The organism is Microbispora sp. ATCC PTA-5024 (assembly GCF_000511135.2).
Taxonomy (GTDB): domain Bacteria; phylum Actinomycetota; class Actinomycetes; order Streptosporangiales; family Streptosporangiaceae; genus Microbispora; species Microbispora corallina.
Map to the genome: position 1 here is coordinate 2,446,137 of NZ_KI866522.1, position 14,728 is coordinate 2,460,864.

Consider the following 14,728-nt stretch of genomic DNA (forward strand, 5'->3'; position numbering starts at 1 on the left):
CCGCCCTCGGGCGCCGGCGCGCCGTGGGGGTCAGGCCGTCTGGGGGAGCCGGTAGGCGCCGCCGTCCTGGATCCAGGCCGGGTACTCGGCGGGTAGCGCGCTGACGCCGTCCAGCTCCGCGAGGTCCTCCTCCGTCAGCTCCAGGTCGACGGCCGCCAGGTTCTCCTCCAGCTGCTCCGGCCGCCTGGCCCCCAGGATCGCGCTGGTGACTCCGGGCTGGGCGAGCACCCAGGCCAGCGCCACGCGGGCCACCGTCGTCCCGTGCCGGGCCGCGACCGCGCGCAGCGCGTCGATCACGTCATAGGCCCGCTCCAGGTCGACCGGCGGGAACGCGAACCGGGCGCGGCGGGCTTCGCCGTCCGCCGTGCCCTCCCGCCCGAACTTGCCGGACAGCAGCCCGGCCGCGAGCGGGCTCCAGACGAGCAGGCCGAGCCCCTGGTCGCGGACCAGGGGAAGGATCTCCCGCTCGATGTCGCGCCCCGCCAGCGAGTAGTACGACTGCAGGGAGGCGAACCGCGCCCAGCCCCGGCGGCCGGAGACGCCGAGGGCCTTCATCGTCTGCCAGGCCGTCAGGTTGGACGCGCCGGCGTAGCGGACCTTGCCCTGGCGCACGGCGTCGTCGAGCGCGGCCAGCGACTCCTCGAACGGCGTGTACGGGTCGTAGTTGTGGATCTGGTAGAGGTCGACGTGGTCGGTCCGGAGCCGCCGCAGGCTGTCCTCCAATGACCGCATGACGTGCAGCCGCGACTGGCCCGAGTCGTTGGGCCCGGGACCCACCCGGGCCGTCGTCTTGGTGGCCAGGACGACGTCACGGCGGCGGGCGCCGAGCACCTGGCCGAGAAGCTCCTCCGACTCGCCGTCGCCGTACACGTCGGCCGTGTCGATCAGGTTCACCCCCCGGTCGAGGGCGGCGCCGACCAGCGCGTCGGTCTCCTTGACGTCCAGTCCCCCGACCGCGCCCCACAGCTGGGACCCGCGTCCCCCGAAGCTCATCGCCCCCAGTGAGACACGGGAGACGAACACGCCGGTTGTCCCGAGTTGCGCGAATTGCATACTTTTGTACCTTTCACGTGGTGGGTCGCCGGAACGCTACAGCCGCAGGTGAGGGGCGATCCATAAGACAGAGTCCGTGATGCATGCGCGACCGTCCGGAGGTGCGATGGACCGTCAGAGGGACCCCCTGTCCGACGTCCTGATCATGGCGAACGTCGGCGCGGCCTACGCCTCGCGCTTCGAGGCGACCGGCCGCTGGGCGCTGCGCTTCCCGGCGTACCGGCACGTGAAGGTCGGCGCGGTGGTGTCGGGCGCGTGCCTGCTCGCCCCCGACGGCGCTCCCCCGGTACGGCTCTCGCGGGGCGACTGCTACCTGCTCGCGGGCGGGCGGCCGTACCAGGCGGGCAGCGGCCCCGGCCTCGCCCCCGACGACGGCGCCGAGGTCTACCGGCAGGCCCGCGACCCGCGGAATGTCCGGTACGGCGGGGCGGGTCTTGAGGCGGCCGGGGAACCGGCCGTGCTGGTGGGTGGGAGCATCACGCTCGACGAGGTGACGGCCGCCCTGCTGCTGGAGCACCTGCCCCCGGTCGTCCGCGTACCGGCCGGCGGGCCGCAGGCCCGGGTCCTGCGGCCGTTGCTGGACGTGCTCGGCGCGGAGACGACGGCCGCTGCGCCGGGCGGGGAGGCGACGGTCCGGAGGCTGACGGAGATCATGTTCATCCAGGTACTCCGGGCGCACCTGGCCGAATCAGAGGGGCTGCCGGGCTGGATCGGCGCGCTGGGCGACCCGCAGATCGGCGCGGCGCTGGCTCTCATGCACCGGCAGGCGACCCGCCGATGGACGGTGGCCGGTCTGGCGGCGGCGGTGGGGATGTCGCGGTCCAGCTTCGCCCAGCGCTTCAAGGAACTGGTCGGGACGACCCCGCTCGACTATCTGATGCAGTGGCGCATCAAGTCCGCCGCGCGGGCACTGCGGTCCGGGGACCGCACCGTCGCCTCGGTCGCGGCCGAGTGGGGGTACGGCTCGGAGAGCGCCTTCAGCAACGCCTTCAAGCGGGTCACCGGGCTCCCGCCGGCCCGGTACCGGACGGCCGAGCCCGTCCCCCCGGCCGGGCCTCCCCTCACCGGCTGACCCGCCGCCGTCGTCACCGCGGGAGACCGCCGAGCCCTCCGCCGGCCCGCCGCCGCCTCGCCCTGCGAGACCGCCCAGCCCGCCCGCGACGTGGGCGGCTCAGCTTCGCGTGCGCACGGCTCCAAGCCCGGCCACGACGTGGTCGACGATGCCGTACTCCTTCGCCTCCTCGGCCGTGAACCAGCGGTCCCGGTCGGAGTCCTCCTCGATGCGCTCCAGCGGCTGCCCGGTGTGGAACGCGATCCGCTCGGCCAGCGTCTTCTTCGTGTAACGCATCTGCTCGGCCTGGATGGCGATGTCGGCGGCGGTGCCGCCGATCCCGCCGAGGGGCTGGTGCATGACGATCCGGGCGTGCGGCAGGGCGTACCGCTTGCCGCGGGCGCCGGCGCACAGCAGGAACTGGCCCATCGAGGCGGCCAGGCCCATGGTCACCGTCACAACGTCGTTCGGGACGTACTGCATGACGTCGTAAATCGCCATTCCCGCGGACACCGAGCCGCCGGGGGAATTGATGTAGAGGCTGATGTCGCGGCGGGAGTCCTCCGCGGTGAGCAGGAGCAGCTCCGAGCAGATCCGGTTGGCGATCTCGTCGGTCACCTCCTGGCCGAGCACGACGATGCGCTGCTCCAGCAGGCGTTGCCCCAGCTGAGCCGAGGCGAGCGGGTCGGACGCCGAGTCCATGCGGTCCCCCTGTCGATCGTGGATTCACCGGTGAGGCGACCATATCCCCGCGCCCCGGGAAAAGGCCGGGTCGTTTCGCCCTGAGCACATTTCACTATTGGCGCATTATTCCCTCAGTGAAATTCGGGAATGAACAGCGAAAGGCGCCTCCCGGGAATCTCCCGGAAGGCGCCTCCCCTGCCCGCGCGTCAGTCGTTGAGGTGCTGGCGCAGGTACGACTCGACCTGGTCGAGCGCGACCCGCTGCTGGGCCATGGTGTCCCGCTCGCGGATCGTCACGGCCTGGTCCTCGAGGGTGTCGAAGTCGACCGTGATGGCGAACGGCGTGCCGATCTCGTCCTGGCGGCGGTAGCGGCGGCCGATCGCGCCGGCATCGTCGAAGTCCACGTTCCATCGGCGGCGCAGCCGGGCGGCCAGGTCGCGCGCCTTGGGCGACAGGTCGGCGTTGCGCGACAACGGGAGCACGGCGACCTTGACCGGCGCCAGCCGGTGGTCGAGCCGCATGACCGTGCGCTCCTCCATCACGCCCTTCGCGTTGGGCGCCTCGTCCACGGTGTAGGCGTCGAGGAGGAACGTCAGCGTGGCCCGGTCAACACCCGCCGCCGGCTCGATGACGTACGGCACGTAGCGCTCGCCGGTGTCCTGCTCGAAGAACGACAGGTCGGTGCCGGACGCCTTGCCGTGGGCCGTCAGGTCGAAGTCGGTCCGGTTGGCGATGCCCTCGAGCTCGCCCCACTCGCCGCCCGCGAAGTTGAAGCGGTACTCGACGTCGACGGTCCGCTTCGAGTAGTGGGACAGCTTCTCCTTGGGGTGCTCGTAGAGCCGGAGGTTGTCCTTGTTGATGCCGAGGTCGACGTACCAGCGCAGGCGCTCGTCGATCCAGTACTGGTGCCACTCCTCGTCGGTGCCGGGCTTGACGAAGAACTCCATCTCCATCTGCTCGAACTCGCGCGTCCGGAAGATGAAGTTGCCCGGGGTGATCTCGTTGCGGAACGACTTGCCGATCTGGCCGATGCCGAACGGGATCTTCTTGCGGGCCGACTGCTGGACGTTCAGGTAGTTGATGAAGATGCCCTGGGCCGTCTCGGGACGCAGGTAGGCGAGGCCCGACTCGTCCTCGACCGGGCCGAGGTAGGTCTTCAGCAGGCCGCTGAACTGCCGCGGCGGCGTGAAGGTGCCCTTATTGCCGCAGTTGGGGCAGGTGATGTCGGCCAGGCCGCCCGCCGGCTCGCTGCCGTGCTTGTCGGCGTACGCCTCCAGCAGGTGGTCGGCGCGGTACCGCTTGTGGCACGACTGGCACTCGGTCAGCGGGTCGGTGAAGGTGTCGACGTGGCCGCTGGCCTGCCAGACCTCCCGGGCGAGGATGACGCACGAGTCGAGGCCGACGACGTCGTCGCGGCCCTGGACCATGGCCTTCCACCACTCGCGCTTGACGTTGTTCTTCAGCTCGACACCGAGGGGTCCGTAGTCCCAGGACGCGCGGAGGCCGCCGTAGATCTCGCTCGACGGGAAGACCAGCCCGCGGCGCTTGGCGAGGCTGACGATCGTTTCCAGGACGTCGGTGCGACGTGCCATCAGTGGGACTCCATCCGGCTGGGTGTCGGCGTTGAGATCAGCTCGGGATCCGCGGGACCCCGCTCGATCGACCGGGCAGGCCGGCGTGATCTCCGCCGGGGCAGCCGGATCGGCTGGGCACCTGCCCGAATCTGTGGTCAAGCTTAGGGGACTCGCGCGCCCCCGCGCTCAGGCCTTGCCGACAGACCCGGCCGCGCCGCCGTCCGGCAGGCCGTAGACGCCCTCGAACGCGCTCGGCTCGTTGATCATCAGGGTCATCAGCGGGTACATCGCCATCCGGGCCGCCGACAGCGCCCGCCGGTAGAACCCGGCGCCCTCCCACTCGCTGACCAGGGCCCACAGGACGGGCTCGTCGACCGACCGGCCGACCTGCCCGCGCAGGTATCCCGGCTGGGCGGCCAGCACGTCGAGGATGGCGCGGGCCTGGACGGCGAACTCGTCGGCCTGCGAACCGGGCACCGAGTAGCGGATCACGGCGAGCATGGCGTTCAGCATGCCATCCCGCCGCCGCGCCGCGTCCCGCCGCCCGTCCCGTACGCCGCCCGAGGCCGGAGGCATGCGCCGCGCCCGGCAGGTGCCCACGGCCGGTGTGGGCGGGGGTGCGGCGTGGAGGTGCGCCGCGGCGGCGGGGGTGACTAGGCTCGTCGTGTGGCACGCGACTCCGACCCGACACGTCGTCCCAAGGCCCCCGCGCACCCGCTGGCGAGGAAGCCGGCCCCGGGGACGGCCGGGGCGCGGCCCGCGCGACCGGCGCGGCGGCCGCTGCCGGCGGGGGAGCAGTTCTTCACCCCCGGCGCCACCGGGCTGCGGCGGTCGGTCGAGCTGAAGAGCGCCACCCCGCTGGTGTTCCTCTTCCAGCTGCCACGGTGGGTGGTGCCGGTTGCCATGGTCGCGCTGCTGCTCGCCGGACTGGTCGTCGCCGACTGGCGGGGCGGGATCGCGGTGCTCCCGGTGCTGGCGTTCGTCCTGTGGCTGGCCTACCTCTCGTGGCCCTCGCTGCGCCCCGCGGGACGGCTCCTGCGGGTGGCGCTCGTGACCTTCATCGTGCTGCTCGCGGCCACCCGATTCGGCCTAATCTGAGGAGTGGAGCGCATCGGGGAACGCCCGGCGGGAGCGGCTCGCCGCAGGTCCGATCCCCGCTGCGGGCTCGGTAGATTCGTGGGGAAGCCGCACACAGGAGTCCTGATGACCAAGAGCCGCGACGCCGTTCACGAGATCCTCCGGCAGAGCACGGGGTTCCGGAGCGCGCAGGACGTGTTCGCCGAGATGCGCGCGGACGGCTCGAAGATCGGCCTCACCACCGTCTACCGCGCCCTGCAGTCCCTGTCCGACGCCGGCCGCGTCGACGTGCTGCGCACCGACGAGGGCGAGTCGGTCTACCGCGCCTGCCAGAGCGAGTCGCACCACCACCACCTCGTGTGCCGGCACTGCGGGCTGACGGTCGAGGTGGCCGGGCCCGACGTCGAGCGGTGGGCCGAGGTCGTGGGCGCCGAGCACGGCTTCACGCAGGTCACCCACACCGTCGAGGTCTTCGGCACCTGCGGGTCGTGCGCGGCGGCCGTGTCGGCGGCGAACGCCTGAGCTCCCGTCGCCGGCGCCCCCGCACCGGTCGGCGGCGCACCCCGCGTCGCACGCCGTGCGGCGACGCCGTCCCACGCGGGCGCCCGGAGAGGTACGCTGCCACCGCCGGACAGAGGGAGAGGCCGTGCCGTTCAGCCATGACATGGTGTACTCGCTGGCGACCGTGGTCGAGCTGATCAACACGGGCGCGGGCGAGCGCGACGGGCTGGCCGGGGTCGAGGACCTCGAGACGTTCGTCCGCCAGCGTCAGGTGAGCGGCGTCGGCCGGGTGACCGGCCACGACCTCGCCGAGGTGCGAGCGCTGCGGCGCGACTTCCACGAGGTGTTCACCGCGCCCGACAGGCGGGCCGCGATCGCGCTGCTCAACACGCTGCTCGGCCGCACCCGCATCACGCCGAGCCTCACCGAGCACGACGGCTTCCCCGTCCACGTGCACTACTTCGCGCCGGGCGCGTCGGTCGCCGAGCACCTCGCCGCGGACTGCGGGGTGGCGCTCGCCCACGTGATCGTCGAGGACGAGTGGGAGCGGCTGAGGACGTGCGCCGCCCCCGACTGCTCCCACGTCTTCGTGGACGAGTCGCGCAACCGCTCCCGGGTCTACTGCGACAGCCGCACCTGCGGCAACCGGATGCACGTGGCCGCCTACCGGGCCCGGCGCCGCCCCGCGTCCTGACGGACGTGAGGCGTCAGGCCCCGCCCGCCTCGTTGGGGATCGCCCCGCCGTACCGGCGGTCGCGCTTGGCGTAGATCTCGCAGGCCTGCCACAGGTCGCGGCGGTCGAAGTCGGGCCAGAGCTGGTTGAGGAACACCATCTCGGCGTACGCCGACTGCCAGAGCAGGAAGTTCGAGGTGCGCTGCTCCCCCGACGAACGCAGGAACAGGTCGACGTCCGGGATCTCGGGCTCGTCGAGATAGCCGGCGAAGAGCTTCTCGGACACCTTCTCCGGCTTCACCCGCCCTGCCGCGATCTCCCGTGCCAGCCGTACGGCGGCGTCCACGATCTCGGCCCGGCCGCCGTAGTTGACGCAGAACTGCAGGGTCAGGGTGCTGTTGCGGACGGTCATCTGCTCGGCGTCCTGGAGCTCCTTGATGACGCTCTTCCACAGCCGTCCCGGACGGCCCGCCCAGCGCACCCGCACGCCCATCGCGTGGAGCTGGTCGCGGCGCCTGCGGATGACGTCGCGGTTGAAGCCCATCAGGAAGCGGACCTCGTCGGGCGAGCGCTTCCAGTTCTCCGTGGAGAAGGCGTACGCCGACAGGTAGGGGATGCCGATCTCGATCGCGCCCTCGATCACGTCGAACAGCGACGCCTCGCCCATCTTGTGCCCCTCGGTGCGGGGCAGGCCGCGGGCCTTGGCCCAGCGGCCGTTGCCGTCCATGACGATCGCGACGTGCCTCGGGAGAAGGTCGCGCGGGATGGGCGGAGGGGTGGCGCCGGACGGATGCGGAGTCGGTGGACGGACCATGTTCCGAGCGTATTGGGTCGGGTGAGGTCCTCAGGTGCGGGAGATGTGCGGATCCTGCGCGAATTCGCCGCCCCGCCGCACGGCGTCCTCCCCGGCCCGGGCGCCCCGCTCCGCGCCCCGCTCCGCGCCCCACTGCGCGCCCCAGGTCGCGTCGTCCTCCGGCGGGCCCGGCTCACGATCAGGCCGCCCGGACGCCGACGCGTCGTCCCCTGACGGCGCGGGCTCGTCACCGGGCCACTCCGGGTCCCAGGCGTCGCCGCCCGACGGCCCGGGCTCACGGCCGGGCTCGGAATCCCCGGCCTCGTGTCCCGGCCGGCCGGGCTCCGCCACCGGCCACTCCGCCGGCCACGCGTCGCCCGCGGTAGAACCCGCCGCGTCTCCCGCCACGTCGCTCGAAGCAGGCCCCGCCGCGTCTCCCGCGGGCTCGCCGCCGGGACGGCCGGGCTCCCGGGTCAGCCACCACGCGCCGGGGACCGGGCCTGCGGGCCACTCCCTCTCGACGTGGCGCAGCGAGCGGATGCCGTGCTCCAGGTGCCACTGCAGGTAGGCGGCCACCAGGCCGCTGCACTCGGTGCGGTGCCGGGACTCGGAGGCGTCCGCCGCCGGCCAGTCGCCGCGCAGCAGCGCGATCATGAGCGCGATCGTCTCCGCGGCCGGGACGGCGGCGCCCGGCGGGCGGCACGCCCCGCACACCACGCCCCCCGCGACGATCGCGAACGCGCGCACGGCCTCCGCGCCGCAGCGGGCGCACTCCGACAGGGCCGGGGCGTACCCCGCGACCGCGAGCGAGCGCAGGAAGAACGCGTCGAGCACCAGCCGGGCCTCGTGACCGCCCTCGGCGAGCGTGCGCAGGCCGCCGACCAGCAGGAGGAACTGGCGCAGCGCCGGCTCCTTCTCCCCCACGGTGAGCCGGTCGGCGGTCTCCAGCATCGCGGACCCCGCCGTGTAGCGGGGGTAGTCGCCCACGATCGCCTCGCCGTACGGGTGGAGGGTCTCCACCTGCGTGATCACGTCGAGTGTCCTGCCCGCGTGGAGCTGCAGGTCGACGTGCGAGAACGGCTCCAGGCGCGCGCCGAACCGCGACATGGTCCTGCGGACGCCCTTGGCCACGCCGCGGACCTTGCCGGTGCGGCGCGTGAGGATCGTGATGATGCGGTCGGCCTCGCCCAGCTTCTGGGTGCGCAGCACGACGCCCTCGTCGCGGTAGAGGCTCACCTGACCATGGTAGGGGCGGCCGCCTCGCCGGATGTTCGCCGCATCCCACCTGGGTGAAAGGTGAAATTTCGGTAATGATCTGGAGACGATGCCATGCTCGGCGGGGGCCGGAAGCTGCACGACAGGTAGTCGTACGGTAAACCTGGGGTACGACGGCTCTTCCGGAAGGTCACTAAGCTTCTGCCTCCGGCGGAATCCCCGCGCCGGTCAAGCCTGACGGCCTGATCTCCCCCCCGCTGCTCGAAAGGGTGCCATGACCCGCGTGATCCTGCTGGGCTCGCCGCCCGGCCCGATCGCTTCGCCGCCGCCGGGCGGCCAGCCCGCTCTGCCGGCCGACATCACGCTGGCGTCCCTGCCCGGGGCCCCGTCGGCGTACGGCAGGCTGCTCGCGCAGCTCGCCTCGCTGGACCCCGAGCCGGTGACGATCGCCCGGCCGGGCGACGCCGCGGTCTACCGGGGGCACCCGGGATGGGTGGTCGAGAGCGCGGACGTGGCCGGCGACCTGCGCGCCGTCGCCGACGCGGCCGAGGCCGCCGACGGCAACCTGCTGATCCTCCCGGCGGACGCGCTCGTCCACGACGAGCTGATCTACCAGGTCACCAAGGCCAAGCGGGCGGCGCTCGCGCTCATCGTCCGCGAGGAGCGCGACGAGGACGGCCCGGAGGAGCCGCCTATCGACGAGGCGGACCCGGAGATCGGCCGCAAGGTGCTGGAGGGGCTCCCCCAGCGCACCCGGGCCGGCCGTGGCCGGGTGATCTCGGTCGGCACGGCGTACCACGCGGTGACCCGCCCGAACGCGGCGCTGCTGGGCCCGATCCACCTCCACCAGCGGCACGCCGCGGTCCTCGCCGAGGCCGCCCGCGAGCTGGCGGAGATGGCGCACCTGTTCGGCCCCGAGGACGACGTCACCGAGCTCCTCATCCTCGGGCTCGTCCGGCGCGGGGTGTCGGTCGGCGTGCGCGGCCGCCGCGACCTGTTCTACCGCCGGATCCGCAGCCAGCGGGAGGCCGACGAGGCGCAGGTGGAGATGGCCGGCTTCAACGAGGACCGGGCCCGGCTCAACAACGCGGTGAAGGGCGCCGACGGCTTCTTCACCACCTTCTTCGTCAGCACGTACTCGCGTTTCATCGCCCGGTGGGCGGCCCGGCGCGGGCTGACCCCCAACCAGGTCACGCTGATCTCGATCGCGCTCGGCCTGCTGTCGGCCGGCGCCTTCGCCACCGGCACCCGGTGGGGCGCGGTGGCCGGCGCGGTGCTCATCTACTTCGCGTTCGTCTTCGACTGCGTCGACGGCCAGCTCGCGCGGTACGCCCGCAAGTTCGGCGTGCTCGGCGCCTGGCTCGACGCGACGTTCGACCGGTTCAAGGAGTACGCGGTCTTCGTCGGCCTGGCGGTCGGGGCGACCGTGTCGGGGCAGTTCGGGGACGGCGAGGGCGTCTGGACGCTGGCGCTGGTGGCGCTGGCCCTCCAGACGGTCAAGCACCTGCTCGACTTCTCCTTCGGCGCGGCCAACCGGCGGCGGGCGCCGGTGCCGCTGCCCACGCTCGCGCTGACCGTGGCCGACGACCGGCCGCTGCGCGCCGCCCTCGAGGAGCGCAAGGCGACCCGCAACACCGGCGTCCGCAGCCTCCTGAGGCTCTGGACCAGGGCCGGGAAGTTCCGCGCCGTCCACTGGGCCCGCAAGATGATCGTGTTCCCCATCGGCGAGCGCTTCGCGGCCATCGCGATCACCTCCGCGTTCTTCGACCCCCGCGTCACCTTCCTCACGCTCGTGATCTGGGGCGGCGTCGCGGCCACCTACACCCTCACCGGACGTCTCCTGAGGTCTCTCGCATGATCACCCAGCCGCAGGCCCCCGCGATCACCGACCCGGACGAGGAGCGCCGCCGCGTCCAGACCATGCGGCTGCTGGCCTACCGCGACGACGGCCCCCTCGCCGCCGCGCTCAAGGGCCGGCTGGGCCCCGGGCTGCCGCCCGTGCCCGCGACGCTCGCCGCGCTGGTCGTCATCGTGGCGCTGGCCGTCGCCGGGACGTTGACCGACGGCCCGATCCTGCTGGTGCCCGTGCTGGTCATGGTCGTGCTCGTCGTGCCGACCGCCGCGCGCGACCACCTGGGCAAGTTCGACTGGCTCACCCCGCCGCTGCTGCGGGCCGCCGAGTTCCTCACGATCATCCTGCTCGGGCTGGCCGAGGACACGCCCAAGTGGCTGCTGTTCGTGCTGCTCTACATCGTGGGCTACCACACGTACGACACGGTGTACCGGACCCGGCAGAGCATCTGGCCGCCGTCGTGGATCTTTCTCGCCGGGCTCGGCTGGGAGGTCCGCCTGCTGATCCTCGGCGTGGGGGCCGCGGCCGGGGTGCTGACCCCGGTGACGGCCGTGCTCACGGCGTACCTGCTGGTGCTGTTCTCCGTGGAGAGCGTGCTGAGCTGGGTGCGGCTGGACAAGGCGTCCGCCCAGGCTCAGGCCCAGGCCGACCAGGACCTCGAGCAGTCGCCCGAGGACGCGGCCGAGCAGGTCACGGGCGACGCCGAGCGCGCCTGACCCGTCGTTCGTTCGAAGGCCGACCCCGCGAGGTCCTTCAGCCGGTCCGCCTCGCTCATGCGAGGCGGATCAGGCGGGCGGCGCGGACGCGGGCGGCCGATGTGAGCGCCGGGCGGCTACCGCCTGGGCTCGCCGTACCACCGCCACGTCGACAGGCGGGGACGGCCGGGCAGTTCGGCGCGGCCGGTGGCCCACAGCAGGGCGGGCCAGGGGTCGGCGTCCGCCGGGACGTCCGGGAACAGCCGGCCGAGGACGCGGTCGCACAGGCCCGCGGGCGGCGTCCAGGCGAGTCCGAGCCCCTCGGCCATGTCATGCGTGTGGACCAGCGTCTCCACCACCCCCATCGCGGCGAAGCCCTCCGGGTCGGACGCTCCGAAGACGTGGTGGGCCAGCGCCTCGGGCGGCGCCGTCCGCACCACGGCGACCAGCAGCGCCCCGCTCGCCCGCAGCACCCGCAGCAGCCCGGCCGGGCCCGCCGACCGGTCGGCGTGGACGGCGTTGGCCGGGCCTCCCGGCCGGCGGCTCTCCCACAGGAAGGGCACCTCGCCGGGCTCGGCCGGCGTGGACGGCTCGGCGGCCCCGAGCTGCGCGGCGTACGCGAACAGGTCGTCGGCCAGGTGCTCGGCCGTCTCCCAGCAGGTCCACTCGAGCGTCCCGGCCGGACGTTCCCACGCGTCCGGAGGCGCCTGCGCGAGGACGCCGGCGGCGAGCCTTACGGCCTCCGCGAGGTCGTCGGCGGTGACGGGAGAGAGCGCGGCTGAGGCGGACATGCCCCCGAACGTACGCCATCACGTCGGGCGACGCTCATCCCGATCCCCTCGGAAAACAGGCCGGAGTGACGAGGCGCCGCTCCTCCGTGACGCTCCTCCGTGACGCTCCTCCGTGACGCTCCTCCGTGACGCTCCCAGGCCCGCGGGCCCCGGGCGGGGACGTGTACGGCGGGCGTTCACCCGTGGGCGTCGAGCAGCGCCCAGACCACCTTCCCACCGCCCCTGGTGAGCATCCATCCCCAGGCGGCGCTCAGCGCGTCGACCAGGTGGAGGCCGCGGCCGGACTCGGACAGGTCGCTCCAGGAGGAGACGGCCGGGACGCGCTCACTGGCGTCGCTGACGCCACAGCCGAGATGAAACCGGTCGTTCACCAGCTGGAGGCGGATCGGCGGGGCGCCGTCGCCGGGAGCGTGGCGAAGAGCGTTCGTCACGAGTTCGGACACGACCACCTGGGCGTCGGGCACGAGGTGGGGCAGCCCCCAGCCGCGCAGGGTCTTGTCGGTGAAGTCGCGGGCGACGGCGGCGGAGGTGGTCCGGCCGTGGAGCGCGCAGGTCGCCGTCGGCGGGACGGGGAGGGCCGCGACGTCGTCCCGCTCGAACACGGAGGTCAACCACGGAGGCGCAGTCGCGGCTCCCGGGCCTGCCAGCTCTGCAGTCATCGCCGATCCCTCAGGTCTCACCCATTACATGATGTGAATATCCCTGTCGTCGTGTATCTTGCCCTGTGCCTTGCGAGTGCAAGCACGCGTGCACGTGCAAATGTTGTCCGGCCCCGAATTTCATGGGAAGTTCACCGAAAAGACGACGTCACCCACCAAGTTGGATGATCATGTCTCTGCACCTCCCGCGTAATCAGAGACCGATCGGCTGAGAATTTCTTCCGGAGCGTCGCCATGGAGACCAGCGTGAACAGGGCTCAGGCAGGGGCGCCTTCCTACGTGGAGGGGGTCGCCCGGGGTGGCCCGACCGTCCTGCGGATCATGCTGGGGGCGCAGCTGAGGCGGCTGCGCCGCGAGAGCGGCCACACGCCGGAGACGGCGGCCCGGACCATCAGGGCCTCGCACGCGAAGATCAGCCGTCTGGAGCTCGGCCGCGTCGGCTTCAAGGAGCGCGACGTCGCCGACCTGCTCACCCTGTACGGCGTCACCGACCCCGGGGAGCGGGAGACCCTGCTCCACCTCGCACGGCAGGCCAACGTCCCGGGCTGGTGGCACAAGTACAGCGACGTCCTGCCGGGGTGGTTCGAGTTCTACGTCGGCCTCGAGGAGGCCGCCTCCGTCATCCGCTGCTACGAGCTGCAGTTCGTCCCGAGCCTGCTCCAGACTCCCGAGTACGCGCGGTCGGTCGTCCTCATGGGCAACACCGGCCGGGCGGGCGACGACGTGGAACGCCGGGTCGACCTGCGGATGCGCCGCCAGGAGCGGCTGGAGGGGCCCGAGGCGGCGACGCTGTGGGCCGTGGTGGACGAGGCCGCCCTGCGCCGGCCCACCGGCGGCGCCGAGGTCATGCGGGCCCAGATCGAGCACCTCATCGAGATCACCCGCAGGCCCAACGTCACCCTCCAGATCGTGCCGCTGGAGGGGAGCGTGCACCCGGCAGCCGGCGGGCCGTTCACGATCCTGCGCTACCAGGCGCCGGAGCTGCCCGACGTGGTGTACCTGGAGCAGCTCACCAGCGCCCTCTATCTCGACAAGCCCGAGGACACCGAGGCGTACACGCAGGTGATGAACACGCTGTGCGTGCAGGCGCACCCCGCCTCCCGCACGACGGCCGTCCTGGAGCACCTCCTGGACGAGCTGCGCTAGGAACCGCGGGCGGCGAAGAACGACTGGCAGGTGTCGGCGAAGGCCGTGGCCCGGGCGGTGGGGCGCACCCCGCGCACCGAGGCCAGCACGACGTCGAGGGCCGGGACCTCGTCGCTGATCGGCACGCTGACCACCCGGCCGCCGTCGTAGGTCTGGTCGCTCGCCGCCCGCTGGTTGAGTATCGAGTAGCCGTGGCCGCCGGCCACGAGCGCCCGGGCGGTCTCGTAGCTGGAGGTGCGGAACCGCACCCGGGGCTCGGTGGGGTAGAGGGTCCGGAAGTAGTCGCGGCTGCGCGGCAGGTCGAGCAGGATCATCGGCTCGCCCGCCAGGTCGGCGAGCGAGACCGACTCCGCCTGGGCCAGCGGGTGGCCGGGCGGCAGCAGCGCGAACGGCCGGGCCTGCGTGAGCAGCCGCACGTCGAGGTCGAGCGCGAGGTCGACGGCGTAGACGAGGGCCACCTCGCACCGGCCGTCGAGCAGGGCCGACTCCATCGCCGCGATCTCCCCCTCGGCCACTGTCACCCGCACCCCCGGGTACCGCCCGGCGAACTCACGAAGCAGCCGCGACAGGTAGAAGGGCGCGAGCGTGGTGAGGCAGCCGACGGTGAGCTCCCCGGTGAGGCTGCCCGCGAGGCCGCGGGCCGACTGGGCGAGCGCGGCCGCGTGGGACAGGAACTCCCGCGCCTCCACGAGGAAGCGCTCGCCCGACCGGGTCAGCGAGAGCCCCCTGGCGTGGTGGCGGATGAGCAGCTGGACCCCGAGCTCCCGCTCGACCTGGGCGATGGCGGCCGAGATCGCCGACTGCGCCACCATGAGCTCGCGGCTGGCCGCGGTCATGCTGCCGAGCTCGGCCGCCGTTACGAAGTAACGCAGCTGGACGAGGGTGAAATTGACGTCCGCCACGCCACCCATTGTGACCGTCTCTGTCCCGTACGGCTCCCGCAACCCGGTATGAATTCCGAATG

At 72.8% G+C, this 14,728-nt stretch carries 15 protein-coding genes and 1 pseudogene; 7 read left to right on the forward strand and 9 right to left on the reverse strand.

The window, feature by feature from the left end:
- Positions 1–30 precede the first annotated feature (30 nt).
- A complete protein-coding gene (locus MPTA5024_RS11050; RefSeq protein WP_036322212.1) occupies positions 31–1,053 on the reverse strand; it encodes an aldo/keto reductase in 1,023 nt (340 codons plus the stop codon).
- Positions 1,054–1,159: 106 nt separating this feature from the next.
- Here MPTA5024_RS11050 and MPTA5024_RS11055 point away from each other — a divergent pair, with 106 nt between their 5' ends.
- Positions 1,160–2,125 (forward strand): AraC family transcriptional regulator, encoded by a 966-nt coding sequence (locus tag MPTA5024_RS11055; protein ID WP_051457929.1) that lies wholly within the window; start codon positions 1,160–1,162, stop codon positions 2,123–2,125.
- Between the two features lie 99 nt (positions 2,126–2,224).
- Here the strand turns inward: MPTA5024_RS11055 and MPTA5024_RS11060 are convergent, their stop codons facing one another.
- From MPTA5024_RS11060 to MPTA5024_RS11070, 3 genes are all read right to left on the reverse strand, one after another.
- The gene (locus tag MPTA5024_RS11060; protein WP_051457930.1) at positions 2,225–2,806 is read right to left on the reverse strand and encodes an ATP-dependent Clp protease proteolytic subunit; all 582 of its coding nucleotides are present in this window, start codon (positions 2,804–2,806) and stop codon (positions 2,225–2,227) included.
- Positions 2,807–2,994: 188 nt separating this feature from the next.
- Entirely contained in the window at positions 2,995–4,380 is a 1,386-nt protein-coding gene (locus MPTA5024_RS11065; protein ID WP_036322216.1) for a glycine--tRNA ligase, read from the reverse strand.
- A gap of 168 nt (positions 4,381–4,548) precedes the next feature.
- Positions 4,549–4,863: an antibiotic biosynthesis monooxygenase family protein gene (locus MPTA5024_RS11070; protein ID WP_036323946.1), complete on the reverse strand. Its 315-nt coding sequence runs from the start codon at positions 4,861–4,863 to the stop codon at positions 4,549–4,551.
- A gap of 165 nt (positions 4,864–5,028) precedes the next feature.
- On the opposite strand from MPTA5024_RS11070, the gene MPTA5024_RS11075 reads away from it, so the two are divergent.
- From MPTA5024_RS11075 to MPTA5024_RS11085, 3 genes are all read left to right on the forward strand, one after another.
- Positions 5,029–5,460 (forward strand): DUF6703 family protein, encoded by a 432-nt coding sequence (locus MPTA5024_RS11075; RefSeq protein ID WP_036322218.1) that lies wholly within the window; start codon positions 5,029–5,031, stop codon positions 5,458–5,460.
- A gap of 105 nt (positions 5,461–5,565) precedes the next feature.
- Positions 5,566–5,961, forward strand: coding sequence for a Fur family transcriptional regulator (locus MPTA5024_RS11080; RefSeq protein ID WP_036322219.1), 396 nt, complete (start codon positions 5,566–5,568; stop codon positions 5,959–5,961).
- Positions 5,962–6,085: 124 nt separating this feature from the next.
- Entirely contained in the window at positions 6,086–6,634 is a 549-nt protein-coding gene (locus MPTA5024_RS11085) for a CGNR zinc finger domain-containing protein (RefSeq protein ID WP_157099377.1), read from the forward strand.
- A 13-nt stretch (positions 6,635–6,647) separates the two neighbouring features.
- Here MPTA5024_RS11085 and MPTA5024_RS11090 read toward each other — a convergent pair whose 3' ends face one another.
- Together MPTA5024_RS11090 and recO are read right to left on the reverse strand one after the other, a co-directional pair.
- Positions 6,648–7,427, reverse strand: coding sequence for an isoprenyl transferase (locus MPTA5024_RS11090; protein WP_036322221.1), 780 nt, complete (start codon positions 7,425–7,427; stop codon positions 6,648–6,650).
- Between the two features lie 492 nt (positions 7,428–7,919).
- Positions 7,920–8,642 (reverse strand): annotated as a pseudogene (recO, locus tag MPTA5024_RS11095) (DNA repair protein RecO); the annotation flags it as partial.
- Positions 8,643–8,895: 253 nt separating this feature from the next.
- Here recO and MPTA5024_RS44220 point away from each other — a divergent pair.
- Entirely contained in the window at positions 8,896–10,479 is a 1,584-nt protein-coding gene (locus MPTA5024_RS44220) for a CDP-alcohol phosphatidyltransferase family protein (RefSeq protein WP_036322223.1), read from the forward strand.
- Entirely contained in the window at positions 10,476–11,189 is a 714-nt protein-coding gene (locus MPTA5024_RS44225; RefSeq protein WP_036322225.1) for a DUF5941 domain-containing protein, read from the forward strand. Before MPTA5024_RS44220 ends, MPTA5024_RS44225 begins: the two co-directional genes overlap by 4 nt.
- Before the next feature lie 116 nt (positions 11,190–11,305).
- On the opposite strand, the gene MPTA5024_RS11110 is transcribed toward MPTA5024_RS44225, so the two are convergent.
- On the reverse strand, positions 11,306–11,959 hold the full coding sequence (locus MPTA5024_RS11110) for a maleylpyruvate isomerase N-terminal domain-containing protein (RefSeq protein WP_036322227.1): 654 nt from the start codon (positions 11,957–11,959) through the stop codon (positions 11,306–11,308).
- Between the two features lie 176 nt (positions 11,960–12,135).
- Positions 12,136–12,561, reverse strand: a complete 426-nt coding sequence (locus MPTA5024_RS11115; protein ID WP_051457931.1) for an ATP-binding protein — start codon at positions 12,559–12,561, stop codon at positions 12,136–12,138.
- A 378-nt stretch (positions 12,562–12,939) separates the two neighbouring features.
- Here MPTA5024_RS11115 and MPTA5024_RS11120 point away from each other — a divergent pair, with 378 nt between their 5' ends.
- Positions 12,940–13,764, forward strand: coding sequence for a helix-turn-helix domain-containing protein (locus MPTA5024_RS11120; RefSeq protein WP_232326437.1), 825 nt, complete (start codon positions 12,940–12,942; stop codon positions 13,762–13,764).
- Here the strand turns inward: MPTA5024_RS11120 and MPTA5024_RS11125 are convergent.
- Positions 13,761–14,675: a LysR substrate-binding domain-containing protein gene (locus MPTA5024_RS11125; RefSeq protein WP_036322233.1), complete on the reverse strand. Its 915-nt coding sequence runs from the start codon at positions 14,673–14,675 to the stop codon at positions 13,761–13,763. The genes MPTA5024_RS11120 and MPTA5024_RS11125 overlap by 4 nt on opposite strands.
- Between the last annotated feature and the right edge of the window lie 53 nt (positions 14,676–14,728).

What these genes read in the sequence shown, in the direction of transcription:
- MPTA5024_RS11050 (WP_036322212.1), bottom strand. Translation starts at nt 1,053, where the DNA reads ATGCAATTCGCGCAACTCGGGACAACCGGCGTGTTCGTCTCCCGTGTC.
- MPTA5024_RS11055 (WP_051457929.1), top strand. Translation starts at nt 1,160, where the DNA reads ATGGACCGTCAGAGGGACCCCCTGTCCGACGTCCTGATCATGGCGAAC.
- MPTA5024_RS11060 (WP_051457930.1), bottom strand. Translation starts at nt 2,806, where the DNA reads ATGGACTCGGCGTCCGACCCGCTCGCCTCGGCTCAGCTGGGGCAACGC.
- MPTA5024_RS11065 (WP_036322216.1), bottom strand. Translation starts at nt 4,380, where the DNA reads ATGGCACGTCGCACCGACGTCCTGGAAACGATCGTCAGCCTCGCCAAG.
- MPTA5024_RS11070 (WP_036323946.1), bottom strand. Translation starts at nt 4,863, where the DNA reads ATGCTCGCCGTGATCCGCTACTCGGTGCCCGGTTCGCAGGCCGACGAG.
- MPTA5024_RS11080 (WP_036322219.1), top strand. Translation starts at nt 5,566, where the DNA reads ATGACCAAGAGCCGCGACGCCGTTCACGAGATCCTCCGGCAGAGCACG.
- MPTA5024_RS11090 (WP_036322221.1), bottom strand. Translation starts at nt 7,427, where the DNA reads ATGGTCCGTCCACCGACTCCGCATCCGTCCGGCGCCACCCCTCCGCCC.
- MPTA5024_RS44220 (WP_036322223.1), top strand. Translation starts at nt 8,896, where the DNA reads ATGACCCGCGTGATCCTGCTGGGCTCGCCGCCCGGCCCGATCGCTTCG.
- MPTA5024_RS44225 (WP_036322225.1), top strand. Translation starts at nt 10,476, where the DNA reads ATGATCACCCAGCCGCAGGCCCCCGCGATCACCGACCCGGACGAGGAG.
- MPTA5024_RS11110 (WP_036322227.1), bottom strand. Translation starts at nt 11,959, where the DNA reads ATGTCCGCCTCAGCCGCGCTCTCTCCCGTCACCGCCGACGACCTCGCG.
- MPTA5024_RS11120 (WP_232326437.1), top strand. Translation starts at nt 12,940, where the DNA reads ATGCTGGGGGCGCAGCTGAGGCGGCTGCGCCGCGAGAGCGGCCACACG.
- MPTA5024_RS11125 (WP_036322233.1), bottom strand. Translation starts at nt 14,675, where the DNA reads ATGGGTGGCGTGGCGGACGTCAATTTCACCCTCGTCCAGCTGCGTTAC.